The organism is Roseococcus microcysteis (genome assembly GCF_014764365.1).
Taxonomy (GTDB): Bacteria; Pseudomonadota; Alphaproteobacteria; order Acetobacterales; family Acetobacteraceae; genus Roseococcus; species Roseococcus microcysteis.
Genome location: NZ_CP061718.1, coordinates 1,888,895 through 1,910,917 on the forward strand (window position 1 = coordinate 1,888,895; position 22,023 = coordinate 1,910,917).

Genomic DNA, 22,023 nt, shown 5'->3' on the forward strand with positions numbered 1-22,023 from the left:
CCAAATTGCCCGAAACCGGCTTGCCTCGGCTATGCCCCGGCGCGATCCATCCTACATCCCCTCTGATCCCAGGCCGAGGCCCGAAGATGAACGACACAGACCCCCGGCCCCCCGCGCCCGAGACCGAGGTGAAGGTCTGGGATGGCTGGATCCGGCTCTGGCACTGGTCCATCGTCTTCCTCATCCCCTTCTCCTACCTGACCGCGCGGGCGCACCGCATGGATTGGCACCAGTGGTCGGGCTATGCGCTGCTGACGCTGGTCAGCTTCCGCATCCTGTGGGGGCTGGTGGGGTCCGAGCCCGCGCGCTTCCGCAGCTTCCTGAGCACCCCGGCCGCGGCACTTCGCCACCTGGGCAAGCTGCGGCGCGAGACGGGGCCGGACCGGGAACTGACCCACAACCCCGCCGGCGCCTGGATGGTGGCGCTGCTGGTGCCGCTGCTCTTCGTCCAGGCGGTGAGCGGCCTCTTCGTCTACGACCAGATCTTCACCTATGGCCCGCTGGCCCGGCAGGTCAGCGCCGAGACGCAGGATTGGGCGACCTGGCTGCACATCCGCATCATCAACGTGATCTTGGTCGTGATCCTGCTGCACATCATGGCCATCGCCTGGTACCGGCTCTTCCCGGGGCATGACCTGGTGCGGGCGATGATGATCGGCACCAAGCCCATGCCGGCCGGCACGCGGCAGCCGCGCATGGCGCCGGTGGCGCTGGGGGTGGCGCTGTTCGCCCTTTGCGCGGGGGTGGTGCTCTACATCCGCAGCTTCGGCGACTACTAGTCTCCGGCGGAGCTGATGGCCGGCTCGAGCCCCTGGCTGCGCGCCTGGGGGTGGCTCGGGTTGCGGAAGCGCAGTTCGCCCTCCGGGGCGCAATCGGGCAGGCCGAACAATTCCTGGCGGGTGGCGCAGGTGACGGCGACCACGGGCTTGGCCTCGGCCTCGGTGAGGAAGCGGCGCACCACCCCCTCCAGCTCCAGCGTGTCGCGCAGCCCGCGCCATTCGGCGGCGTCGAGGTCGTCCAGGAACAGGGCCAGCAGGCCGGGATGCCGGCCGGAGAGGCGCGCCGTCGCGGCCTGGGCCAGCCTCCGCTTGGCGGCGGTGGCGATGTCGTTCTCACGCCCGGCCCGGGCCGCCATCACCATGACGGAACCGCTGGCCGGGTCCGCCGTGACGGCCAGATGCGCTTCCAGCCCGAACAGCTCGCGCAGCCGTGCCGGCAGGGCGCGGGTGGGGTCGGAGGCGGCCTGGGCACCGGCCAGCACCAGCGGGTCCAGCTTCAGCACGGCATCCGCGCTGGCATCCTGCCGCTTCTCGGCCGCCAGCATGGCGCAGATGCGGCCGTGCAGCTCGCCGATGCGGTTCTTCTCCGACACATCCTCGGGCAGCGTCATCTTCAGGATGTAGCGGCCGGGATGGGCGGCCAGCCAGGTCTGCAGCTCGGGGTTCACCCGGTCCACCAGGCTGGCCCAGTGGCCGCGGTGCAGGGGGCGGCCCTCCTCGGCCGAGACGGTCTCGCACACCACCTCGGCCACCGCGCCCTCGCGCTGGACCATGAGGTCATAGGGGGTGCCGTGCAGCAGCCCGTCATGCCGCACCTCGAAGCCGCGCAGGCGCAGCAAAGCGGCGGTGCGGAGCAGATGGAACAGGGGGATCAGATTGCCCTCCCCTTCCAGCCCCATGCCGATGAGCTGTTGCAGGCGGGCGCGCGGCCCGGGCTCCAGCACGGCGGCGAGTTCGGTCGCCTCGCGCACGAAGGCCAGCACGCGCCGCTCATGCCGCCCGGCGCGGGCCAGCACGGCGGGGTTGTTCAGCCGGGCCAGGATGAGTTCAAGGGCATGGCGTTGCTGCGCCGCCCGGCCGGAAAGCGAACCAGGCCGCGCCCGGACCCCGATATCCCGCACGCGGGAGCGCCATTTCTCCGCCCCGGCCAGGGCAAGGAAGGCGCTCAGCGGGGATGCGGCGGAAGGTGCTTCCACCTCGGGGTCGCCAAAGGGCATCTTGCTCTCATTTCGCTATCGCGGCGGAATGATCTCCGCCGCCCGCCTGACCACTTTGGTAAGTTACTACGCCCGAATTTCCGACCACTCAAGTCGGTTTCCGCACGGGCAGGATGGGGGCCTGGACCGCGTCGGGGCATTGTGCCCGATGGCGCAGCAGGTGATCCACAAGAATGCACGCCACCATCGCCTCGCCCACGGGCACGGCGCGGATGCCCACGCAGGGGTCATGGCGGCCCTTGGTCCGCAACTCCGTGTTTTCGCCCGCCCGCGTCACCGCCTGGCGCAAGGTCAGGATGGAGCTGGTGGGCTTCACCGCGAAGCGCGCCACGATGGTCTGTCCGGTGGAAATGCCGCCCAGGATGCCGCCCGCGTGGTTGGCCAGGAATTCCACCTGGCCGTCCTGGCGCATCCGCATCTCGTCGGCGTTTTCCTCGCCGGTCAGGGCGGCGGCGGCGAAGCCCTCGCCGATCTCGACCCCCTTCACCGCGTTGATGGACATGAGGCCCGCGGCGAGGTCCGCATCCAGCTTGCCATAGATGGGCGCCCCCAGGCCGGGGGGCACGCCGTCCGCCTGGATCTCGATGACCGCACCCACCGAACTGCCGGCCTTGCGGATCTCAGACAACTGCTCCGCCCAGCGCGCGGCGGCGGCGGGGTCGGGGCACCAGAATTCGTTGTTCTGCGTCTCGGCCCAGTCCCAGGCGGCGGGGTCCACGCGGTCGCGGCCCATCTGCACCATGGCGCCCCGGATCACGACGCCCTCGCCCAGCACGCGGCGGGCGATGGCGCCGGCGGCCACGCGCATCGCCGTCTCACGCGCCGAGGCCCGGCCGCCGCCGCGATAGTCGCGGATGCCGTATTTCCATTCATAGGCGATGTCGGCATGGCCAGGGCGGAAGCTCTCCGCGATCTCGCCGTAATCCTTGCTGCGCTGGTCCTGGTTCTCGATCATCAGCGCGATGGGGGTGCCGGTGGTGCGCCCCTCGAACACGCCGGACAGGATGCGGACCTGGTCCGGCTCCTGCCGCTGGGTCACGAACTTGCCGGAGCCGGGTCGGCGCTTGTCGAGGAAGGGTTGGATCCAGGCCTCGTCGAGGGGAATGCCCGGCGGGCAGCCATCCACCACGCCGCCAATGGCGGGGCCGTGGCTCTCGCCCCAGGTGGTGACGCGGAAGAGATGTCCGAAGCTGTTGTGGCTCATGGTGCACCGGAGGTAGCCCGAAGCGGCGGCGGCACCAAGCCGCGCCGCCCCGCATGGCGTGCGGGAAGGCTACCGCACCCGCACCGTGATCACCTCCGACATCACCGGCGGGTTGTGCGGGATGTGGTTGTGGTCGCCCAGCAGCAATTGCAGCCGGTGCTCGCCGGGCGGCAGCACCAGCGTCACCTCGGTCTGGCCGCCGCCGAAATGGCGGTGCTGGTCATCGGCCGGGATGCCGGCGCCCATGTCGAGGGTGGCCGGGTCCACGTTGATCAGCAAATGGTGGTGGCCGGTGTTGCCGTGCTCGACCCCCGCCGGCGCCACGCCCATGCCGCGCAGGCCGAAGCGGAGGGTGACGGGGTTGGAGAGCGTGGCGCCCGCGGCGGGCTCGATGAAATAGACGGCGGCGCCGGCGGGCGCGGGCGTTCGCTCCAGCTGGGCCAGGGCGGGCGTGGCGAAGACGAGGGCGGCCGCCAGCGCCAGGGCGGGGACGGGAATGCGCATCTGGAACATCCTCCCGCGGGCATCTGATGCACCCGCAGGTTTCAAATGGGGCGCGCGGTGCCGGGCGGAAGGGCCAAGCTCAAGCCAGGACGAGATGCATCAGCACCTCGCCATGATCGAGGCGAAGCGCGCGGAACGCCTCGGCATCGGCCGCGCGCAGCCGCCGCAGCGCCGCCTTCATCCCAGCAGGCCCCGCACCACCAGCAGGGCGCCACCCGCGATCAGCACCGTGAAGGTGGCCAGCATCCCCACCTGCCGTAGCCGGAAGCTGCCGGGCTGGTGCATCAGCCCGATGCCATGGGCGATGCGGCCGACCAGCAACAGCAACCCCAGCGCGTGCAGCATCCAGGCCGCCGTGCCGCCCAGTTCCAGCAGCGCCAGCAGGATGAGGCAGAAGGGCGTGTATTCGCAGAAATTGGCATGGGCGCGCGTGGCCTGGAGCAGCGCCTTGTCCTCACCCGTGCCGAGCGAGACCTTGGCCCGCCGCCGATGGCCGATCACCGCGATGGACAGCCACAGCAGCACGAAGGCCAGCAGCCCGGCGTAGAGGGCGGTGATGGGCAGGGTGTTCATCCGCGCTCTCCCAGGAAGGGTTCGACCAGGGCCAGGAAGTCATTGGGCTTCTCGGCATGCACCCAATGCCCCGCGCCCTCGATGGTGGCGAAGCGCGCGGCCGGGAACAGGGCCCGGAAGCCCGCATGGTGCTCGGCCCGGATGTAGTCGCTGCGCCCGCCCGCGATGACCAGCGTGGGGCCTTCGTAGCGGCCGGTGGCGGAAAAATCCTCGATCTCGGGCATGGCGGCGTGGATTTCGGGCAGGCCCAGCTTCCAGCGCGGCGGGTCCTGCGCGAAATCCAAGGACTGCACCAGGAAGGCGCGGATGCCGGCCTCGGGCACGGCGGCTTCCAGCGCGGCATCGGCCTCGCGCCGGGTCAGCCCCTCGGTCAGCGGCAGGGCCCGCATGGCGGCGACATAGCCGCGCAGGGCGGGCGGGTAGCGGACGGGGGCGATGTCCGCCACCACCAGGCGCGAGACCATCTCGCCATGGCCCAGCGCCAGCGCCATCGCGACCTTGCCGCCCAGCGAATGCCCCAGCACCGCCGCGCGCGGAATGCCGCGGTGGCGCAGCGTCTCCGCCAGGTCGCGGGCGGTGGCGGTATGGGACATGCCCTCGGCGCGCGGGCTGTCGCCATGGTTGCGCAAATCCATGGCCAGGACGCGGTGGCGCGTGGCCAGGCGCTTCTGGAGGGCGCCCCAGTTGCGCGCGGCGCCGAACAGCCCGTGCAGCAGGACCAAAGGCGGGCCATCGCCCATCTCGACCGTGTTCAGGATCATGCTACCTCCGTGTGGCCAATATCACGCTCACCACCACCAGCGCGCCGCCCAGCAGCAGATCCCAGCCCAGCGGCTCATGCAGCCAGATGGTGGCGAGCGCCACGCCCACCACCGGCGCCAGCAGCAGCCCCAGCGAGGACACCACCGCGTTCAAATGCCGCGTGCTCTCCGACACCGCCCAGGTGCCGATGGGCGCCGCCACCGCGCCGATGAGGAACACCACCCACCAGGAGGACGCCCCCACCCCGCCCCGCGGCTCCAGCACCCAGGCCACCGCGCTGACAATGGCGGCGCCGATCAGGAAGGCGATGGGCAGCAGCTCGATCAACGGCACCGAGGGCGGGCGCCGGCGCAGGATGATGATGGTGACGCTCCAGGCCAGCGAGGCGCAGAGCAGCCACACATGCCCCGCCAGCACCCCGGGCGCGCTCCAATCGAGCGCCCAGGGACCCATCATCACCGCCACGCCCAGCAGCCCGACGCCGGCCGCGACCCAGCGCATGGGCGAAACCCGCTCGCCCAGCAGCCAGACCGAGAGCGGCACCAGCCAGAAGATCGTCACATTGGAGAGGATGGCCGTGCGCCCGGACGGGATCATCCCCACCGCCACATGGGTGAAGGCGAAAAAGGCGCCGATCTGCAGGCTGCCCAGCGCCAGCACCGCCGGCCAGTCGCGCCGCGCCGGCAGCCGCAGCCGGCCGAGCGCCGCCATCACGGCCGCCGTCGTCACGGCCGCCAGCGCGGCGCGCCAGAAGCCGAACCACAGCGGCGTGCTGTCCGACAGGGCGTGCTTGGTGATGGGCCAGACGCCGCCGAACAGCACCACCGCCACCAGCAGAAGCTGGAAGGCGCGGGCCTGGGTCAAGTCTCAGTCGGCGACATGCAGCATGATCTTGCCGATATGCGCGCTGCTTTCCATCAGCCGGTGCGCCTCGGCGGCCTGGGCGAGGGGGAAGGTCGCATGGATGTGCGGGGCGCAGCTTCCCCGCTCCAGCATCGGCCAGACCTTCTCGCGCAGGGCCGCCGCGATCTCGCCCTTCTGGGCGGTGGTGCGCGGGCGCATGGTGCTGCCCGTCACGGTCAGGCGGCGCATCATGATGGGGCGCAGATCCGTGGGCTCGGCCGTCTCGCCGCCGAGGAAGGCGATCAGCACCAGGCGCCCATCCATCCGCAGGCAGCGCAAATTCTTCCCGAAATAGGGCGCGCCCACCATGCACAGCACCACGTCCAGCAGCTTCCCGCCGGTGATCCGCTTCACCTCGTCCACGAAATCCTGCTCGCGGTAGTTGATGGCATGGTCCGCGCCAAAGCCCAGCACCGCCTTGGCCTTCTCGGCGCTGCCCACGGTCGTGATGACGGTGGCGCCGAAGGCCTTGGCGAGCTGGATGGCGGTCACGCCGATGCCCGAGCTGCCGCCATGCACCAGCACCGTCTCGCCGGGCGCGAGCCGCCCCGCGCTGGCATGGCTTGTGCCGAAGAGGTTCGCCCAGACGGTGAAATAGGTCTCCGGCAGGGCGGCCGCGCGGATCACGTCATAGCCCTTGGGCCAGGGCAGGGTCTGGGCCTCGGGCGCTGTGCAATATTGCGCGTAGGCGCCGCCATTGGTCAGCGCGCAGACGCGGTCACCCACCTTGAAGCCGCGCACATCGGGGCCGCAGGCCACCACCTCGCCCGCGCATTCCAGGCCCAGGATGGGCGAGGCGCCGGGGGGCGGCGGGTAGCTGCCGGCGCGCTGCGCCACATCCGGCCGGTTCACGCCCGTCGCCATGACGCGGATGAGCACCTCATCGGCCGCGGGCACGGGCAGCGGGCCGGTCGCGGGCGCCATCACCTCGGGCCCGCCGCCGGCGCCGTGGGCGATGTAGGTCATGGTCTCGGGCATGGGCTGGCCTCCGTGGCTGGGAGGCGCACCCTCCCCGGCGACCAGAGGCACGTCAAGCGCGCCCCCTCCGTGCAAACTTCACCCAACGCATGATTGCGTCCCAGGGCGCGTCGGAGGACACTCCGCCCCCGATGCGCCGCCGCCTCGCCCTCGCCGGACTGGCCTTGCTGTCCGCACCCCTGCCCCTGCGCGCCCAGACCGGGGCCGCCCCGAACGGCGCTGCCCAGAATGCGGGCGCGCCGAGCGCCGCGGAATGGCGCGTGGGCGCCGTCTTTCCCACCTCCGGCCATGCCGCCCTGCTGGGTGACGAGGCCTGCCGGGGCCTCGAACTGGCCATCGAGGCGCACAACGCGACCGACGGCGCACGCCAGGTGCGCCTGCTGCGCGCCGAGGCCAATGACCCCGCCTCCGCCATGGCCGAGTCCCGCCGGCTGATCCAGCGCGAGCGCGCCACGGTCCTGTTCGGCAGCGTGGCGGCCACCCTGGGCCTTGCCGCCCTGCAGGCCGCCGAGGCGCTGGACACGCCCTTCGTGGAACTCGCCGCCCCCGCCGACACCCTGGCGGCGGGGGGCGGGCGGCGCTTCGTCCGTGCCGCGCCGGCCGCCTCCGCCTATGGGCGCATGGCGGCCGAGGCGCTGATCCATGGCCTGCCCGGGCCCCTCAGCCTGCCCGTGGAGGCGCTGCGCGTGGGCATCCTGCACGAGACGAGCCCCAGCCCGGAGGCGCTGGGCACCGCGCTGGAGACCGCCCTGCGCGAGGCCGGGCTGCTGATCGCGGAGCGCGTCTCCCATGCCCCCCGCACCGGCGAATGGGCCGCGCTGGTGCAGCGGCTGCGCGCCGCCTCGGTCAATGTGCTGATCCATGCCGCCTCGGAAGGCGATGCGGCGGCCATGCTGCGCGCCCTGGCCGAGGCCGGCTGGCGGCCGCGCGTGGTGATGGGCGCCGGCCCGGCCTGGGGGCTGCTCGACCTGGCCCGCGCGGTCGAACCCGCGCTGGAGGGCGTCTACGCATTGGACATGCCGCCCATCGAGAGCGCGCCAGGCTGGGCCCAGGGGGCCGCCGCCTTCGCCCAGGCCTATCAGCGGCGCTGGGGCAGCCCGCCGCGCTCGGGCCTGTCCTTCGCGGCCTTCTCGGGCGCCCGCACCGTGCTGGCCCAAGGGCCGGATCGTGCCGCGCTGGGCGCCCTCGACCTGCCCGAGGGCGCGCTGGCCAATGGCTGGGGCTGGCGGCTGGACGAACGCGGGCAGAACAGCCGCGCCAGGCCGGTGTTGCTGCAATGGCAGGCGGGCCGGCCCGTCGCGGTCTTTCCCGCCATGGCCGCGGCGGCGGTGCCGGTCTGACACCGTCATCAGCCCCGTGAATGGGGGTGATGGCGGGCACGGCATGGCGATGGGCCGCCCGGCCCCCTAACTGTTGCGGCAACGGAGCCCCGATGGCTCCAGGGAGCCACGACCATGATTGACATCCGACCCTTCAAATCCCTCGGCGGCGCCGATTTCGGCTGGCTGAAGGCGCGTCACCACTTCTCCTTCGGCCATTACCGCGACCCGGCGCGCATGGGCTGGGGCAAGCTGCGCGTGTGGAATGACGACGAGATCGCCGCCGGCACGGGCTTCGACCCGCACCCGCACCGCGACATGGAAATCATCACCTATGTGCGCGAGGGGGCCATCACCCACCGCGACAACATGGGCAATGAGGGCCGCACCGAGGCGGGCGACGTGCAGATCATGTCCGCCGGCACCGGCGTGGTGCACAGCGAGTACAACCTGGAGCCGAGCACGACGAAGATCTTCCAGATCTGGATCATGCCGGATGTGCAGGGCGCCAAGCCCAACTGGGGCGCCAAGGCCTTCCCGAAAGCCGGCCGCGAGGCGCGCTTCGAGGTGCTGGCCGGCGGCCGCCCCGGCGATGCCGAGGCGGGCGCGCTTCCCATCAACGCCAACGCCGCCGTGATGGCGGCCACGCTCTCCAAGGGGCAGGAGTTGCGCCACAGCCTGGCGCCGGGCCGCGCGGCCTACCTGGTCTCGGCCAAGGGCAGTGCGACGGTGAACGGCCACCCGATCAACGAGCGCGACGCCGCCGCGGTGGCGGAGGAGCGGGAGATCGTGGTGGTGGCGGATGACGAGGCGGAACTCGTCATGGTCGAAGTCGCCGCGTGAATGGGTTGGGGGGCTTGCGCCCCCCAGTCCCGGTTTACTTCTTCGCCTGCGCCCGCAGCTCCGTGATGGTGGCGCGATTCGTCACCTGCTCCGGATTGGTGCGGATTTCGATGATGGCGGGCTTGCCGCTCGCCACCGCGCGTTCATAGGCCGGCACCAGCTCCTCGGTGCGCTCCACCACCTCGCCATGGCCGCCGAAGGCCTCGATGAAGCGGGCGAAATCCGGGTTGGTGAGTTCCGTGCCCGAGACGCGCTCCGGATACACGCGCTCCTGGTACATGCGGATGGTGCCGTACATCCGGTTGTTGAAGACCAGGATGATGGGCGCGACCCCATGGTGGAAGGCGGTGGCGATTTCCTGCCCCGTCATCATGAAGCCGCCATCGCCCACGAAGCAGACCACCTGGCGGCCGCGCTCCACGATGGCCGCGCCGATGGCCGCCGGCACGCCATAGCCCATGGCGCCATTCGTGGGCCCGAGGAAATCCTGGCCTTCCTTCACATGCATGAAGCGCGTGGGCCAGGTGGCGAAGTTGCCGGCATCGGTGGTGAAGACGGTATCGGCCGGCAGCGCCTTCTCCAGCGCCTGCAAGGCCACGGCCAGGTTCAGCGGGCCCTCATAGTCCTGCGCCACGGCCTGCGCCTCGCGCGCCGCGCGCACCTCCTGGCGCCAGGCGGCCCAGCGCGGCTTGGCCACCTTCTGGCCCTTCAGGCCCAGTGCGAAGGCGTTCACATCCGAGGTGACGCCGAGTGCCACGCGATAGACGCGCCCGATCTCGCCCTGGTCCGGATGCACATGCACGATGGGCGTGGCGCCGGCCATGTCCAGCAGCGTGTAGCCCTGGCTGACCGGCTCACCGATGCGGGTGCCGATGGCGAGGATCAGGTCCGCCTTCTTCGCGGCGGCCACCAGGCCCGCATCCGCGCCCACACCCAGGTCACCCGCGAAATGCGGGCTGGTGCCGTCGAACAGGCCCTGGCGGCGGAAGGCGACGGCGACGGGCAGGTCATTGGCCTCGGCGAAGGCGCGGATGGCGGCGCGGCCCTCCGGCGTCCAGCGGCTGCCGCCCATGATGACCAGCGGGCGCTCGGCCTTCTCCAGCATGGCCATCATCTCGGGGATGGCGGCGGGCGCCGGGTGGGCGGGCAGCACGCGCTGCGGGCCGAGGTCCGGCACCGCCACCATGTGCTTCTGCATCTCCTCGCTGATGGCCACCACCACGGGGCCGGGGCGCCCGCTCACCGCCATGTCGAAGGCATGGGCCATGATCTCGGGGATGCGCCGCGCGTCATCAATCTGCGTGACCCACTTGGCCAGCGGCTGGAACATCCGTCGGTAGTCCACCTCCTGGAAGGTCTCGCGGTCGGTTTCCTCGACGGGAATCTGCCCCACCAGCAGCACCAGCGGCGTGCTGTCCTGCATGGCCACATGCACGCCGATGGCGGCGTGGCAGGCGCCGGGGCCGCGGGTGACGATGGCCACACCTGGCTTGCCCGTCAGCTTGCCATGGGCCTCGGCCATATGGACGGCGCCGGCCTCGAAGCGGCAGGTGATGAGTTCCACGCGGTTGCGCTGGGCGTAGAGCCCGTCCAGCAGGTCCAGGTAGCTTTCGCCCGGCACGGCGAAGACATGGGTCGCCCCCTGCGCCACCAAGGCATCGGCCAGCAATTGCCCGCCGCTGCGTTCCTGCATTCCCGCCATGTTCTCAGTCTCCCGTGCGTCTGGTGGCGGGAAACTAGATCAGCATGGCGGGCGCGTCACTCCGCGGGCGCCGGTGAAGCGCCCGGCTTCTTCGCATATTTCGCCGCCTCGTCGCCCGCCACGGGCGTGCGGCGCTCCAGGTCCGACAGCGCGCGCTCGATATGGCCGAGCGGCTTGGTAAAGCGCGCCAGCATCACGTAGAGCGCCGGCACCGCGAAGAGCGTCACGATCGTGGAGAAGGTGACGCCACCCACGATGACGACGCCCAGCGCCATGCGGCTCTCCGCGCCCGCCCCCGTCGCCATGGCCAGCGGCACCGCGCCGAAGACGGTGGCGATGGAGGTCATCAGGATGGGCCGCAGCCGCACCACGCTCGCTTCCAGCGCCGCGTCGAAGATGGACAGCCCCCGGTCGCGCAGCTGGTTCGCGAATTCCACCACCAGGATGCCGTTCTTCGCCATCAGCCCGATCAGCAGGATCATCCCGATCTGGCTGAAGATGTTCAGCGTCTGCCCCGTGAAGTGCAGCGCGAGCAGCCCCCCCGTCATGGCCAGCGGCGTGGAGAGCAGGATGATGAGCGGGTGGATGAAGCTCTCGAACTGCGCCGCCAGCACCAGGTAGACCACCAGCAGCGCCATCAGGAAGGTGACGTAGAGCGCGCCCGTGCTGTCGCGGAATTCCAGCGACTGGCCGCGATAGGAAATCCGCACCTCGGAGGGCAGCACCTCGCGCGCCGTGCGGTCCATGAAGTCGAGCGCCTCGCCCAGCGTGTAGCCCGGCGCGAGCGAGGCGGTGATGGTGATGGCCCGCACCCGGTCGGCGCGGGAGAGCGCCTGCGGCCGCGCGCGTTCGCTCAGCGTCACCACATTGGACAGCGGGATAAGCCCGCCGGCGGAGCGGATGAAGATGTTCTGCAGATCATAGGGCGTGGAACGGTCGCCCTCGGTCGCCTGGAGCAGGACCTTATATTCCTGCCCGCCCTCGATATAGGTGCTGACCTCGCGCGAGCCGAGCATGGTCTCGATGGTGCGCCCCACCGCCTGGATGGAGACGCCGAGGTCGGCCGCGCGGCGGCGATCAATGTCCACGCGCAGCTCCGGCTTGGTCTCGCGGAAATTGCTGTCGAGGTTCAGCAGCCGCTCATTCTGCCGGGCGCGGGCCAGGAAGGTGTCGCGCCACTGGATCAGCGTCTCATAGTCCGGGCCGCCGATGACGAACTGCACCGGCGGCTGGAAGCCCGACTGGCCGAGCGAGGGCGGCGTGAGGGTGAAGCCGCGCACGCCCGGCATGGCGGCGATCTGCGGGAAGAGTTCGCGCGCGATGGTCTGGGAATTGCGCGTCCGCTCATCCCAGGGGGCCAGGCGGATGAACATGTTGGCGACATTGCCCTGCGGCGGCGGCTGGAAGCCGCCCAGGGTGGAGAAGACCGAGGCCGCCTCGCCCGAGGCGACATAGCGCGCGCCTAGCCGCTCGGCATGGCGCAGGTGTTCCAGCATGTAGTTGCCCGTCGCGCCCTCGGGGCCGGTCAGCGGCACGATGATGACGCCACGATCCTCGGTGGGCGTGAATTCCTTGGGCAGCGCCTGGAACAGCAGCACCGCCAGTGCCGACAGCCCCGCCGCCACCGCCATGACCACGATGGGCATGTTCAGCGCGCCCCGCAGCAGCACGCGGAAGCCATTGTTCATGCCGAGGAAGAGCGGCTCCGTCATGCGAATGAACAGCCCGCTGGACCCGTGCGGCTTCAGAAGCTTGCTGCACATCATGGGCGTCAGCGTCAGCGCCACCAGCCCCGAGAACACGACGGAGGCCGCCAGCGCCAGGCCGAATTCCGTGAACAGCCGCCCCACATTGCCCGACATGAAGGAGAGCGGCACGAAGACCGCGATCAGAACCAGGGTGGTGGCGATGATGGCGAAGGCGATCTCGCGCGAGCCGCGAAGGGCGGCCAGCAGCGGCTCCTCCCCCTCCTCGATGCGGCGATGGATGTTCTCCAGCACCACGATCGCGTCATCCACCACCAGGCCGATGGCCAGCACCAGCCCCAGCAGCGTCAGGATGTTCACCGAGAAGCCCATGGCCGCCACCGCCGTGAAGGAGGCGATGATGGAGACCGGGATGGCGATGGCCGGGATCAGGGTGGCGCGGAAGCTGCGCAGGAAGAAGAAGATGACGCCGACCACCAGGGCCAGCGCGATCATCAGCGCGTGCTGCACCTCATAGATGGACTGCGCGATGAAGCGGCTCTCGTCATAGCCGTATTCGACGTTGATCCCCTCGGGCAGGTTGGGGCGGATGCGCTCCACCTCCGCCCGGATGCCATCCGCGACCGAGAGGGTGTTGGCCGTGCTCTGCCGCAGGATGCCGAGGCCGATGGCATCACGCCCGTTCAGCCGGTAGCCACCGCGCGATTCCTCGGGCGCCACCTCCACCCGCGCCACATCGCCCAGCAGCACCTGCGCGCCGCCCGCCACCCGCGCCACCACCAGGGCGCGGAACTGCTCGGGCGTGTTCATGCGCGTGTCGGTGCGGACGGTCAGCTCGCGCTGGGTGGATTCGAGGCGCCCACCCGGCAGTTCGACATTCTCGCGGCGGATGGCGTCCTCGATGTCCTGCACCGTCAGCCCGCGCGCGGCGAGCGCCTGGCGGTCCAGCCAGATCCGCATGGAGAAGCGCCGCTCGCCCGCGATCAGGACCTGCGCCACCCCGTCCACGATGGCCAGCCGGTCCACGAAGCGCTGCCGCGCCACATTGGTCAGCTCCATGCCCGACATGCGTTCGGAGGAAAGCGCCACCCACATGATGGGCCGCGCATCGCCATCCTGCTTCTGCACGATGGGCACCTGGGCCTGGGTGGGCAGGCGGGCGGCGGCGCGGGCCACGCGGTCGCGCACGTCGTTCGCCGCGCTGTCCACATTGCGGTTCAGGTTGAACTCGATGGTGACGACGCTGCGCTCATCGCGCGAGAAGGAGGTGATGGTGCGGATGCCCTCGATGCCCGCCACCGCGCCCTCGACCAGCTCCGTGATCTGCGTGTCCACCACCCCGGCCGAGGCGCCGGTGTAGGTGGTGATGACCTGGATGATGGGCGGGTCAATGCGCGGCAATTCGCGCACCGGCAGCCGGGTGAGCGAGGCGAGGCCCAGCACCACCAGCATCAGGCTCACGACCGTCGCGAAGACCGGCCGCTTGATCGAGATGTCGGAGAGGATCATGGCGCGGGCCTTGCCTGAAGGGAGGTCAGCTCGTGGGGCGGGTCATGGTCTCGGTGACGCGCACGGGCACATCGGGGCGCAGGCGCTGCAGGCCGCGCACCACCACCTGGTCATCCGGGCGCACCCCCTGGCGGATTTCCACCTCGCCCGCCATTCGCAGGCCGAGCTGCACCTCCACGCGGCGCGCGCGCCCGTCGCGGATGGCGTAGACGAAGCTGCGCTCGCCCAGTGAATCCAGCGCCTCCTCCGGCACCAGCAGGGCGGTGGGGCGGGTTTCCAGCGTGAGCTGGACGTTGAGGAACAGGCCGGGCCGCAGCGCCTCGTCCGAATTGTCGAATTCGGAGATCACGCGCATGGTCCGGGTGGCGGTGTCTATGCGCGTGTCCATCACCGTCACCCGCCCCTCGAAGACGCGGCTGCCATGGGCGGCGCTGCGGGCGCTGACCAGGCTGCCGGGGCGGACGCGCGCCACATGCACCTCGGGGATGGAGAATTCCACGCGCACGCGGCTGATGTCGTCCAGGCTGGTGACGGCGGTGCCGGGCTGGATCAGCGCGCCCACGCTCACCTGCCGCAGGCCCACGCGGCCGTCGAAGGGGGCGGTCAGGCGCAGTTCGTCAATGCGGGCCTGGATCTGGCGCAGCCGGCCATCGGCGGCGCGGGAGAGGGTCTCCAGCTCATCCACCCGGGCGCGGGCCACGGCCTGCCCGGCCGGCAGGGCGCGGGCGCGGGCCAGCTGGCTCTGCGCGTTGTCGAGGCTGGCGCGGGCCTGGTACAGCTCGGCATAGAGGGCCTCGCTGTCCAGCTCCATCAGCACCTCGCCGGCGCGGACATGGGCACCTTCCTCGAAGCGGATGGCGGTGACCATGCCGGCCACCTTGGTGGTGATGGTCACGGCCTCGCGCGCGCGGACGGTGCCCACGCTTTCCATCCGCTCCACCACAGCCGCCTGCCGGACGGGGGCCGCCACGACCGCGACCTGCCCGCCAGCCGGAGCGCCGCGCGCAGCCTCCTGCACCGTGGGGCGTTCCAGGCCCAGGAGTGAGAGCGGCGCGGGAACGCCCCAGGCATCCGCCTGGGTGTGCCAGAGATAGCCGGCGCCGCCGAGGACGGCGACGATGCCGAGTTGCAGCCAGGCGCGCATGGAGCCTCAGTGTCTAACCGCTCATGAATGGACCGCCAGCCTAAGCTCGGCAAGGGCGATCCTTGGCGGTGGTTACGTTTCGTTACCGGGGATTGAGGCGCGATCGGCCCCGATTGCCCCGCGCGGATGCATCCCTCGTGGACGGGCGCCCCGGCACGCGGCATATCCCGCACCACCTACATGGGGAGCATGGTCGTGCGGGCAATCTTTGTCATGATCAAGTGTGAGATGGGCCAAGCCTACCGCGTGGCGCGGGAAATGGCCGACAGCATCGCCGAATTGTCCGAGATGCATTCCATTTCCGGCCAGTATGACCTGCTGGGGAAGTTCTACCTGGAGCCGGAGCAGGATATCGGCCTCTTCGTGGTGGAGCGGGTGCAGAGCGTGGCGGGCGTGAAGGACACCTACACGCTCCAGACCTTCAACGCCTTCTCGTCCGGCAAAGGGTAACGGCATCAACCCTTGGGCAAGTTGCCGCGTTTCTGACCCATCATGGCGCGGAGGTGCTGCCCACCCCGCGCCACCTTTGGCACGGCGGCGCCACATTGCCACCTTCAAGCGGCCGCGCCCGCCTGCCTTGATGCCTGGGAGAGAGGAGTGCCTTCGATGCGAAAGCTCATCACCGCCTTGAGCCTCACGGGGCTGCTCGGCGTCGCGGCCTGCACCGATGCCTATGGGCGTCCGGACCCCGCCGCCACCGCGCTGGTGGGCGCGGGGGTGGGCGCGGCGGCCGGCCTCGCGGTCGGCGCCGCCAGCCAGCCGCGCTACTACGCGCCGCCGCCGCGCTATTACGCCCCGGCGCGGCCGGTCTATCGCGGCTATTACGGCCCGCCGCGGGGCTATTACCACCGCCCGCCGCCGCGGTATTACCGCTGGTAGGCCGCCTCAGCCGAAGCCGAGGAAGCCCTCCATCCCGCTGATGGGCGGTGCCGCGCGCAGTTTGGCGATGTCGGGCTTCGGGCGACCGAACTCCGCATCGCCGGCCAGCGCCGCCTCCAGCGCGGCCGCGACGCCCAGCACGAAGGCATCGCCGCCCCGCGGGCCCACGATCTGCAGGCCGAAGGGGAACCCCTTCTCGTCCAGCCCCACGGGCAGGCTGATGGCCGGGTGGCCTGTCAGCGTCACGTAATAGGCCAGCGCCAGCCAGTGGAAGTAGGTGCGGGTCTTCTGCCCGTCGATCTCGCTCGGGAACAGCTCCCGCCAGGGACGGGGGCTGATGGTGATGGCGGGCGTGATCAGCACGTCGTGCTTCTCGAAGAAGCTCTGGAAGTTCCGGTAGATCACGGTCTGGCGGCTCGCGGCGCGGGCCTGGTCCTCCAGGGAGTAGCGCAGCCCCTCCTCCACATTCGCGATCATGTTGGGGCCGCACTTGTCGGCATGCTTCCGCACGCGGTCCAGGTGCGAGGCCAAGGCGCCCGAGGCCCGCAGCACCTCGAAGGCCTCATCGCCGCCGGTCACGTCGGGCGTGGCCGTCTCGATCCGCGCGAAGAGCGAACCGCAGCCCTCCACGATGCGCCGGAACTTGCGGCGCACCACGCCTTCCACCAGTGCCAGGTTGAAGTCTTCGGTCGCGGCCACGCGCAGGGTAGAGAGGTCAATCTCGCGCGCCGGGTGGAACAGCGCGGGCTCGCCCCGGACCGTGCGCGCGTGCAGCGTGTAGGCCAGCGGGTCGCCCGCATCATCGCCCGCCATGGCCGAGAGCATCAGGCAGAGATCCGGCACGTCCCGCGCCATCGGGCCCAGCACGGAGAGCGGGTTCCAGCCATGCCCCCGCCGCTCATTGGGCACCAGGCCCGGCGAGGGGCGGTAGCCCACGATCCCGTTGAAGGCGGCCGGGTTGCGCAGCGACCCGCCCGTGTCGGAGCCCGAGGCCAGCGGCACCATGTCGCAAGCGAGGGCCACGGCCGAACCGCCCGAGGACCCGGCGGCATTGTGCGTGGGGTCGAAGGCATTGCCCGTCGCGCCATAGACGGCGTTGCGGCTGTTCGCCCCCAGGCCGAACTCCGGCACATTGGTCTTGCCCAGCACGATGCCGCCCGCCTCGCGCAGGTGGCGCACCATGCCCTCGTCGCGCGTGGGGATGTGGTCCTTGAAGAGCAGGCTGCCCCAGGTGGTGCGCAGCCCCTTCGTCTCCTCCAGATCCTTGATGCCGAGCGGCAACCCGTGCAGCACGCCCAGCCGCTCGCCCTTCATCACGGCGTCCTCGGCGGCGCGGGCCTGGGTGCGGGCGGCCTCCACATCCATGGCCGTCATGGCGTTCACGGCCGGGTTCACCGCCTCGATGCGCTTGAGGCAGCTGTCCAGCAGCTCCACCGGCGAGAGCTTCTTGCGCCCGATCATGCGCCGGGCGGTGGTGGCGGGCAGTTCGCAGGGTTCGGTCATGTCCGGGACTTCCTCAATAGCCGATCACGCAGCCATCCTTGCGCGGATCGCTGCCGCCGATCAGGCAGCCGCGCGCATGGTCCATCAGGATGGCCTGGCCGCCGCCATGCGGCTTGTCCCAGGCCACGCAGCGATGGCCCATCGCGTCCAGCCCCGCCACCACATCGGCCGGGATGCCGCGCTCCACCTGGATCGCGCCCTCGCGCGGGAAGAGGCGGGCGAGGTCAATCGCCTCCTGCGGGTCCAGCCCCCATTCGAAGATGTTGGACAGCAGCAGGCTCTGGCCCATCGGCTGGAAATGCCCGCCCATGACGCCGAAGGGCATCACCGCGCGGCCATTCTGGGTCGCCATGCCGGGAATGATGGTGTGCATGGGCCGCTTGCCCGGCGCGATGCAGTTGGGGTGGCCGTCCTGCAGGCGGAAGCCGAAGCCGCGATTGTGCAGCATGACGCCCGACTTCTCCGCCATGATGCCGGAGCCGAAGCTCTCGAACAGCGAATTGATGAAGGAGCAGGCGTTGCCCTCCTCATCCACCACGCAGAGATAGACGGTGTCCGCATGCACCGGGAACAGCGTTCCGGCCGGCGGCATCTCCGCCATGGCCCGGCCGTCCTGGATGCCGCGCGCCAGCCCGTGCAGATATTCGTCGGAGAGCAGATGCTCCACCGGCACCTCCACCTGGGCCGGGTCGGCCACGAAGGCGTCGCGGTCGCGATAGGCCAGGCGCGCGGCCTCGATGTGGCGGTGCAGGCGCGTCAGCCCCAGCGGCCCGCCCTCGGCCTTCTTCATGTTCTCCAGCATGCCCAGGATCATCAGCGTGATGATGCCGGTGCCATTGGGCGGGCATTGATGGATGTCGAGCCCGTTCCAGGACCGCTTGATGGGCGTGACGAACTCCGCCGCCAGCAGGGCATCGGCGAAATCCTGCTCGGTCTGGGTGCCGCCCAGGGCGCGCAGGGTGGCCACCATGTCGGCCGCGATCTCACCCTCGTAGAAGGCGCGGGCGCCGCCCTTGGCGATGGCGCGCAGCGTGGCGGCCAGGGCCGGGAACTGCATCTTCTGGCCCATGACGGGCGCCTTGCCGCCGGGCAGGTAGTGCCGCGCGGAGGCCTCATGCCCCGCGAGCTTGCCCTTCGCCTCCTCCCAGTCATGCGCCACGCGGGCATGGACGTGGAAGCCTTCCTCGGCCGCGCGGATGGCGGGTTGCAGCAGGTAGCCCAGCTCCTTGCGCCCATAGGCCGCGTTCAGCGCCTGCCAGGCGGAGACCGCGCCCGGGATGGTGACGGAATGCACCGAGGTGTTGACCATGGCGGTCAGCCCCTTGGCGCGCAGCGCCTCGGGCGTTGAGCCCGCGGACGCCCGGCCCGAGCCGTTCATGGCGATCACATGGTCGCCACCGGCGGGCGCATACAGACAGAAATTGTCGCCGCCGATGCCGGTACTCTGCGGCTCGATCACGCCCAGCAGGGCGACGGCGGCGATGGCGGCGTCCAGCGCATTGCCACCCGCCTTCAGCACCTCGATGGCGGCGAGCGAGGCGGCCGGCATGGAGGTGGCGGCCATGCCCCGGCCAGCAATCACCGGGCTGCGGCCGGGCAGGTGGAAGTCGCGCATCAGGGGTTTCCTCGGCGGTTGGTGTGTCGCGTCCATTCTGGACCAGGGGTCGTTACGCCGCAAACCTGCGCCCCCTTGGGGAACACCCCTCGCCTGCCGCGCGGAAATCGGCTAGCGCGCGGGAATGAGTGATCCGATCGGCTTCGACGACTTCCTGAAGGTGGACATCCGGGTGGGCACCATCCTGGACGCGCAGCCCTTCCCGGAGGCGCGCAAGCCCGCCATCAAGCTCTGGGTGGATTTCGGCGAGGGGATCGGCGTGCGGAAATCCTCCGCGCAGATCACCACCCACTACTCCCCCGACCGGCTGATCGGCCGGCAGGTGCTGGCGGTGGTGAACTTCCTGCCCCGGCAGATCGGCCCCTTCCTGAGCGAGGTGCTGGTGCTGGGCGTGCCCGACGAGAATGGCGCGGTGGTTCTGCTGCGCCCGGATTTCCCCGTGCCCATTGGCGGAAGGATGCACTGAGGTGGCGCCACGTTATTTCACCGTCGGCTGGGACCAGCTGCACCGCGACGCCAAGGCCCTGGCGTGGCGGCTCATGGAACGCGGCCCCTGGACCGGCGTGGTGGCCATCACCCGCGGCGGGCTGATCCCGGCGGCCATCATCGCGCGCGAACTCGAATGCCGCATCATCGAGACGGTCAGCGTCATCACCTATGACGAGGAGAAGCGCGGCGACCCGCGCGTGGCCAAGGCGCCCGCCGCCGCCGGCGACGGCACGGGCTGGCTGCTGGTGGATGATCTGGTGGACACCGGCACCACGGCCAAGCTGGTGCGCGCCATGCTGCCCGGCGCGCATTTCGCCACCATCTACGCCAAGCCCGCCGGCAAGCCCCTGGTGGACAGCTTCGTGACCGAGGTCAGCCAGGACACCTGGATCCTGTTCCCCTGGGACACGGAGGCCCAGTTCATTCCACCGATCGCGAAGGCTGGGGCCGCGAAGTAGAGGGCCGCTCGGCGGGGCTGCCCTCCAGCGGCAGCACGGCGATGGGCGGGGCCACCAGCGGCGCGCCCGTCGCGCCCTCCTTCAGCGCCAGCACCTTGTCCACGCGGCGCCCATCCATGTCCACCACCTCGAAGCGCCAGCCGCTGTAGGCGATGCGGTCCGCCTCGCGCGGGATGCGCTGCAGCAGCGCCATCATCAGCCCGGCCACCGTGTGGTAGTGGCCCGATTGGGGCGGGGGCTCGAAATCCTTGAGCCGCCCGCGCAGCTCGTCCAGCGCCATCATCCCATCCAGCAGGATGGAGCCGTCGAAGCGCGCCACGGAGCCGGCGGCCGCGTCGGGCGCGGGGCCGAGTTCGCCCACGATGGCCTCCAGCAGGTCGGAGGCCGTCACCACTCCCTCGAAGCTGCCATATTCGTCCAGCACCAGCGCCATGCCCAAGGGGTCCGCCCGCAGCCGTTCCAGCGCATCGAGCGCGGAGAGGTTGTCGGGCAGCACGGTGGGCTGGCGCAGTGCCTCCGGGATGGAGACGGCGCCGCCCGCCAGCACCTGGTCCAGCAGATCCTTCACGGCCACCACGCCGACCACGTTGTCCACGCGGCGGTCGGCCACGACGAAGCGCGTGACGTTGTCGGCCCGCAGCGCCTCGGCCACCGCCTCGGGGGCGGCGTTGCGGTCAATCCAGGCGACCTCGTTGCGCGGCGTCATCAGCGCGCGCACGGGCCGGTCGGCCAGGCGCAGCACGCGCTCGATCATCTGGCGTTCATTGGGGTCGAGCGCGCCGGCCTGCACGCCCTCGGCCACCACGGCCTTCACCTCCTCCTCGGTCACGCCCTGTTCGGTCGGCTTATGGGCACCGAACAGCCGCAGGATGACGGCGGAGGAGCTGGAGAGCAGCGAGATGAACGGCCCCGTCACCCGCGCCAGCCCGGTCAGCGCCGGGGCCAGCGCCGAGGCCACGCGCTCCGGGTTGCGCAGGGCCAGCTGCTTGGGCACCAGCTCGCCCAGGATCAGGTTGGCATAGGTGATGGCCAGCACCACGATGCCGAAGGCCAGCGCCTGGCCATAGCCGAAGACGAAGGGCAGTTCCTCCAGCGCTTCGCCCAGCGGGCGGGCCAGCGCCGCGCCGCCGAAGACGCCGGCCAGGATCCCCACCAGCGTGATGCCCACCTGCACCGTGGGCAGGAAACGGCCCGGATTCTCATGCAGGGCCAGGGCGGCGGCCGCGCCGGGCGTGCCGGCACGCTCCATCGCCTGCAGCCGCCCCCTCCGGGAGGAGACGACGGCCAGCTCGCTCATCGCGAAGACGCCATTGACCAGCGTCAGCAGGACGATGAAGCCGATTTCGAGAAACATGCCCATGGCGGGGCTATAGCGCGGCGCGGCGCTGGGCGCACAGGTCTTGCACCGCGGCACCTCTTGCGGCTGATGTGCGGCGCATGAACGCCGCGCATCAACGCTTGACCTGGACCCTGGGCCTCTCGGGCCTGCTGCCCTTCGCCGCCGCCGCGCTGGCCGTGCTGCTGGCCCCTGACCATTGGGGGGCTTCGCGCGCGGGGCGCTGATCGCCTATGGCGCCGTCATCCTGTCCTTCCTGGGCGCCGTGCATTGGGGGCTGGCGCTCAGGCCGCCGGTGCAGGAGGCCTGGGCCACGCCGGCACGGCTGGTGCTGGGGGTGGTGCCCTCATTGATCGGCTGGGCGGCGATGATGCTGTTCGAGGCGCCGTCGCTGCTGCTGCTGGCCGCGGGCATCCTGGCCACCGCCGGGGTGGAGCAATGGGCGGCCTCGCGCCGTCTGGTGCCGGGCTTCTACATGCGGCTGCGCTGGGTGCTGTCGCTGGGGGCGGCGGCCTGCCTGCTGCTGCCCTTCCTGGTGTGAGCAAAGACGTCTCGATTTTGTTAATCAAATCTCAAGATATTTATGTTGTCTTAAAATTC

Annotated in this window: 22 protein-coding genes; 9 read left to right on the forward strand and 13 right to left on the reverse strand. The window is 70.7% G+C overall.

What is annotated here, in order from left to right; genetic code table 11:
- The first annotated feature begins 86 nt into the window (after positions 1 to 86).
- Entirely contained in the window at positions 87 to 779 is a 693-nt protein-coding gene (locus ICW72_RS09080) for a cytochrome b/b6 domain-containing protein (RefSeq protein ID WP_191085893.1), read from the forward strand.
- Here the strand turns inward: ICW72_RS09080 and ICW72_RS09085 are convergent.
- The 7 genes from ICW72_RS09085 to ICW72_RS09115 form a co-directional block, all read right to left on the reverse strand.
- Positions 776 to 1,996, reverse strand: coding sequence for a hypothetical protein (locus ICW72_RS09085; RefSeq protein ID WP_191085894.1), 1,221 nt, complete (start codon positions 1,994 to 1,996; stop codon positions 776 to 778). The genes ICW72_RS09080 and ICW72_RS09085 overlap by 4 nt on opposite strands.
- A gap of 88 nt (positions 1,997 to 2,084) precedes the next feature.
- Entirely contained in the window at positions 2,085 to 3,200 is a 1,116-nt protein-coding gene (aroC, locus tag ICW72_RS09090; RefSeq protein WP_191085895.1) for a chorismate synthase, read from the reverse strand.
- A 69-nt stretch (positions 3,201 to 3,269) separates the two neighbouring features.
- The gene (locus ICW72_RS09095; RefSeq protein WP_191085896.1) at positions 3,270 to 3,704 is read right to left on the reverse strand and encodes a DUF4399 domain-containing protein; all 435 of its coding nucleotides are present in this window, start codon (positions 3,702 to 3,704) and stop codon (positions 3,270 to 3,272) included.
- Positions 3,705 to 3,881: 177 nt separating this feature from the next.
- Positions 3,882 to 4,277: an MAPEG family protein gene (locus ICW72_RS09100; protein ID WP_191085897.1), complete on the reverse strand. Its 396-nt coding sequence runs from the start codon at positions 4,275 to 4,277 to the stop codon at positions 3,882 to 3,884.
- Complete coding sequence (locus tag ICW72_RS09105) at positions 4,274 to 5,038, reverse strand: alpha/beta fold hydrolase (protein ID WP_191085898.1); 765 nt, start codon at positions 5,036 to 5,038, stop codon at positions 4,274 to 4,276. Before ICW72_RS09105 ends, ICW72_RS09100 begins: the two co-directional genes overlap by 4 nt.
- 1 nt (position 5,039) lies before the next feature.
- Entirely contained in the window at positions 5,040 to 5,903 is an 864-nt protein-coding gene (locus ICW72_RS09110; RefSeq protein ID WP_191085899.1) for a DMT family transporter, read from the reverse strand.
- A 3-nt stretch (positions 5,904 to 5,906) separates the two neighbouring features.
- Positions 5,907 to 6,920 carry an NAD(P)H-quinone oxidoreductase gene (locus ICW72_RS09115; protein WP_223880936.1) on the reverse strand — a complete coding sequence of 338 codons (1,014 nt, stop codon included), beginning with the start codon at positions 6,918 to 6,920 and terminating at the stop codon, positions 5,907 to 5,909.
- A 131-nt stretch (positions 6,921 to 7,051) separates the two neighbouring features.
- On the opposite strand from ICW72_RS09115, the gene ICW72_RS09120 reads away from it, so the two are divergent.
- Both ICW72_RS09120 and ICW72_RS09125 read left to right on the forward strand, forming a co-directional pair.
- The gene (locus ICW72_RS09120; RefSeq protein ID WP_191085900.1) at positions 7,052 to 8,260 is read left to right on the forward strand and encodes an ABC transporter substrate-binding protein; all 1,209 of its coding nucleotides are present in this window, start codon (positions 7,052 to 7,054) and stop codon (positions 8,258 to 8,260) included.
- 114 nt (positions 8,261 to 8,374) lie between these two features.
- The gene (locus ICW72_RS09125) at positions 8,375 to 9,082 is read left to right on the forward strand and encodes a pirin family protein (protein WP_191085901.1); all 708 of its coding nucleotides are present in this window, start codon (positions 8,375 to 8,377) and stop codon (positions 9,080 to 9,082) included.
- A 34-nt stretch (positions 9,083 to 9,116) separates the two neighbouring features.
- Here ICW72_RS09125 and ICW72_RS09130 read toward each other — a convergent pair whose 3' ends face one another.
- The 3 genes from ICW72_RS09130 to ICW72_RS09140 are packed head-to-tail and all read right to left on the reverse strand — an operon-like array spanning position 9,117 to position 15,143.
- On the reverse strand, positions 9,117 to 10,784 hold the full coding sequence (locus ICW72_RS09130; RefSeq protein ID WP_191085902.1) for a thiamine pyrophosphate-dependent enzyme: 1,668 nt from the start codon (positions 10,782 to 10,784) through the stop codon (positions 9,117 to 9,119).
- Positions 10,785 to 10,840: 56 nt separating this feature from the next.
- Positions 10,841 to 13,999, reverse strand: a complete 3,159-nt coding sequence (locus tag ICW72_RS09135) for an efflux RND transporter permease subunit (protein ID WP_191085903.1) — start codon at positions 13,997 to 13,999, stop codon at positions 10,841 to 10,843.
- Positions 14,000 to 14,024: 25 nt separating this feature from the next.
- The gene (locus tag ICW72_RS09140) at positions 14,025 to 15,143 is read right to left on the reverse strand and encodes an efflux RND transporter periplasmic adaptor subunit (RefSeq protein ID WP_191085904.1); all 1,119 of its coding nucleotides are present in this window, start codon (positions 15,141 to 15,143) and stop codon (positions 14,025 to 14,027) included.
- Positions 15,144 to 15,356: 213 nt separating this feature from the next.
- Here ICW72_RS09140 and ICW72_RS09145 point away from each other — a divergent pair, with 213 nt between their 5' ends.
- Positions 15,357 to 15,593: an Lrp/AsnC ligand binding domain-containing protein gene (locus tag ICW72_RS09145; RefSeq protein ID WP_456300185.1), complete on the forward strand. Its 237-nt coding sequence runs from the start codon at positions 15,357 to 15,359 to the stop codon at positions 15,591 to 15,593.
- Positions 15,594 to 15,749: 156 nt separating this feature from the next.
- Positions 15,750 to 16,022, forward strand: coding sequence for a hypothetical protein (locus ICW72_RS09150; RefSeq protein ID WP_191085905.1), 273 nt, complete (start codon positions 15,750 to 15,752; stop codon positions 16,020 to 16,022).
- 6 nt (positions 16,023 to 16,028) lie between these two features.
- Here the strand turns inward: ICW72_RS09150 and ICW72_RS09155 are convergent, their stop codons facing one another.
- A complete protein-coding gene (locus tag ICW72_RS09155) occupies positions 16,029 to 17,525 on the reverse strand; it encodes an amidase (protein WP_191085906.1) in 1,497 nt (498 codons plus the stop codon).
- A 13-nt stretch (positions 17,526 to 17,538) separates the two neighbouring features.
- On the reverse strand, positions 17,539 to 19,140 hold the full coding sequence (locus ICW72_RS09160) for a gamma-glutamyltransferase family protein (protein ID WP_191085907.1): 1,602 nt from the start codon (positions 19,138 to 19,140) through the stop codon (positions 17,539 to 17,541).
- Positions 19,141 to 19,264: 124 nt separating this feature from the next.
- On the opposite strand from ICW72_RS09160, the gene ICW72_RS09165 reads away from it, so the two are divergent.
- Both ICW72_RS09165 and gpt read left to right on the forward strand, forming a co-directional pair.
- Positions 19,265 to 19,606 carry a tRNA-binding protein gene (locus tag ICW72_RS09165; protein ID WP_191085908.1) on the forward strand — a complete coding sequence of 114 codons (342 nt, stop codon included), beginning with the start codon at positions 19,265 to 19,267 and terminating at the stop codon, positions 19,604 to 19,606.
- A 1-nt stretch (position 19,607) separates the two neighbouring features.
- Positions 19,608 to 20,087, forward strand: a complete 480-nt coding sequence (gpt, locus tag ICW72_RS09170; protein WP_191085909.1) for a xanthine phosphoribosyltransferase — start codon at positions 19,608 to 19,610, stop codon at positions 20,085 to 20,087.
- Here gpt and ICW72_RS09175 read toward each other — a convergent pair.
- A complete protein-coding gene (locus tag ICW72_RS09175) occupies positions 20,050 to 21,447 on the reverse strand; it encodes a hemolysin family protein (RefSeq protein ID WP_191085910.1) in 1,398 nt (465 codons plus the stop codon). The two genes, gpt and ICW72_RS09175, sit on opposite strands and share 38 nt — an antisense overlap.
- Before the next feature lie 77 nt (positions 21,448 to 21,524).
- On the opposite strand from ICW72_RS09175, the gene ICW72_RS21030 reads away from it, so the two are divergent.
- Positions 21,525 to 21,650, forward strand: a complete 126-nt coding sequence (locus ICW72_RS21030; protein WP_269749846.1) for a hypothetical protein — start codon at positions 21,525 to 21,527, stop codon at positions 21,648 to 21,650.
- Entirely contained in the window at positions 21,623 to 21,964 is a 342-nt protein-coding gene (locus ICW72_RS09180) for a DUF3429 domain-containing protein (RefSeq protein WP_191085911.1), read from the forward strand. The genes ICW72_RS21030 and ICW72_RS09180 overlap by 28 nt, the downstream gene beginning before the upstream one ends.
- Positions 21,965 to 22,023: the final 59 nt, after the last annotated feature.

Coding starts and splice junctions, on each gene's coding strand:
- ICW72_RS09165 (WP_191085908.1), top strand. CDS start 19,265: ATGAGTGATCCGATCGGCTTCGACGACTTCCTGAAGGTGGACATCCGG.
- ICW72_RS09100 (WP_191085897.1), bottom strand. CDS start 4,277: ATGAACACCCTGCCCATCACCGCCCTCTACGCCGGGCTGCTGGCCTTC.
- ICW72_RS09145 (WP_456300185.1), top strand. CDS start 15,357: ATGATCAAGTGTGAGATGGGCCAAGCCTACCGCGTGGCGCGGGAAATG.
- ICW72_RS09150 (WP_191085905.1), top strand. CDS start 15,750: ATGCGAAAGCTCATCACCGCCTTGAGCCTCACGGGGCTGCTCGGCGTC.
- ICW72_RS09115 (WP_223880936.1), bottom strand. CDS start 6,920: ATGCCCGAGACCATGACCTACATCGCCCACGGCGCCGGCGGCGGGCCC.
- aroC (WP_191085895.1), bottom strand. CDS start 3,200: ATGAGCCACAACAGCTTCGGACATCTCTTCCGCGTCACCACCTGGGGC.
- ICW72_RS09160 (WP_191085907.1), bottom strand. CDS start 19,140: ATGCGCGACTTCCACCTGCCCGGCCGCAGCCCGGTGATTGCTGGCCGG.
- ICW72_RS09095 (WP_191085896.1), bottom strand. CDS start 3,704: ATGCGCATTCCCGTCCCCGCCCTGGCGCTGGCGGCCGCCCTCGTCTTC.
- ICW72_RS09135 (WP_191085903.1), bottom strand. CDS start 13,999: ATGATCCTCTCCGACATCTCGATCAAGCGGCCGGTCTTCGCGACGGTC.
- ICW72_RS21030 (WP_269749846.1), top strand. CDS start 21,525: ATGAACGCCGCGCATCAACGCTTGACCTGGACCCTGGGCCTCTCGGGC.
- ICW72_RS09175 (WP_191085910.1), bottom strand. CDS start 21,447: ATGGGCATGTTTCTCGAAATCGGCTTCATCGTCCTGCTGACGCTGGTC.
- ICW72_RS09155 (WP_191085906.1), bottom strand. CDS start 17,525: ATGACCGAACCCTGCGAACTGCCCGCCACCACCGCCCGGCGCATGATC.
- ICW72_RS09125 (WP_191085901.1), top strand. CDS start 8,375: ATGATTGACATCCGACCCTTCAAATCCCTCGGCGGCGCCGATTTCGGC.
- ICW72_RS09120 (WP_191085900.1), top strand. CDS start 7,052: ATGCGCCGCCGCCTCGCCCTCGCCGGACTGGCCTTGCTGTCCGCACCC.
- ICW72_RS09130 (WP_191085902.1), bottom strand. CDS start 10,784: ATGGCGGGAATGCAGGAACGCAGCGGCGGGCAATTGCTGGCCGATGCC.
- ICW72_RS09105 (WP_191085898.1), bottom strand. CDS start 5,038: ATGATCCTGAACACGGTCGAGATGGGCGATGGCCCGCCTTTGGTCCTG.
- ICW72_RS09080 (WP_191085893.1), top strand. CDS start 87: ATGAACGACACAGACCCCCGGCCCCCCGCGCCCGAGACCGAGGTGAAG.
- ICW72_RS09085 (WP_191085894.1), bottom strand. CDS start 1,996: ATGCCCTTTGGCGACCCCGAGGTGGAAGCACCTTCCGCCGCATCCCCG.
- ICW72_RS09140 (WP_191085904.1), bottom strand. CDS start 15,143: ATGCGCGCCTGGCTGCAACTCGGCATCGTCGCCGTCCTCGGCGGCGCC.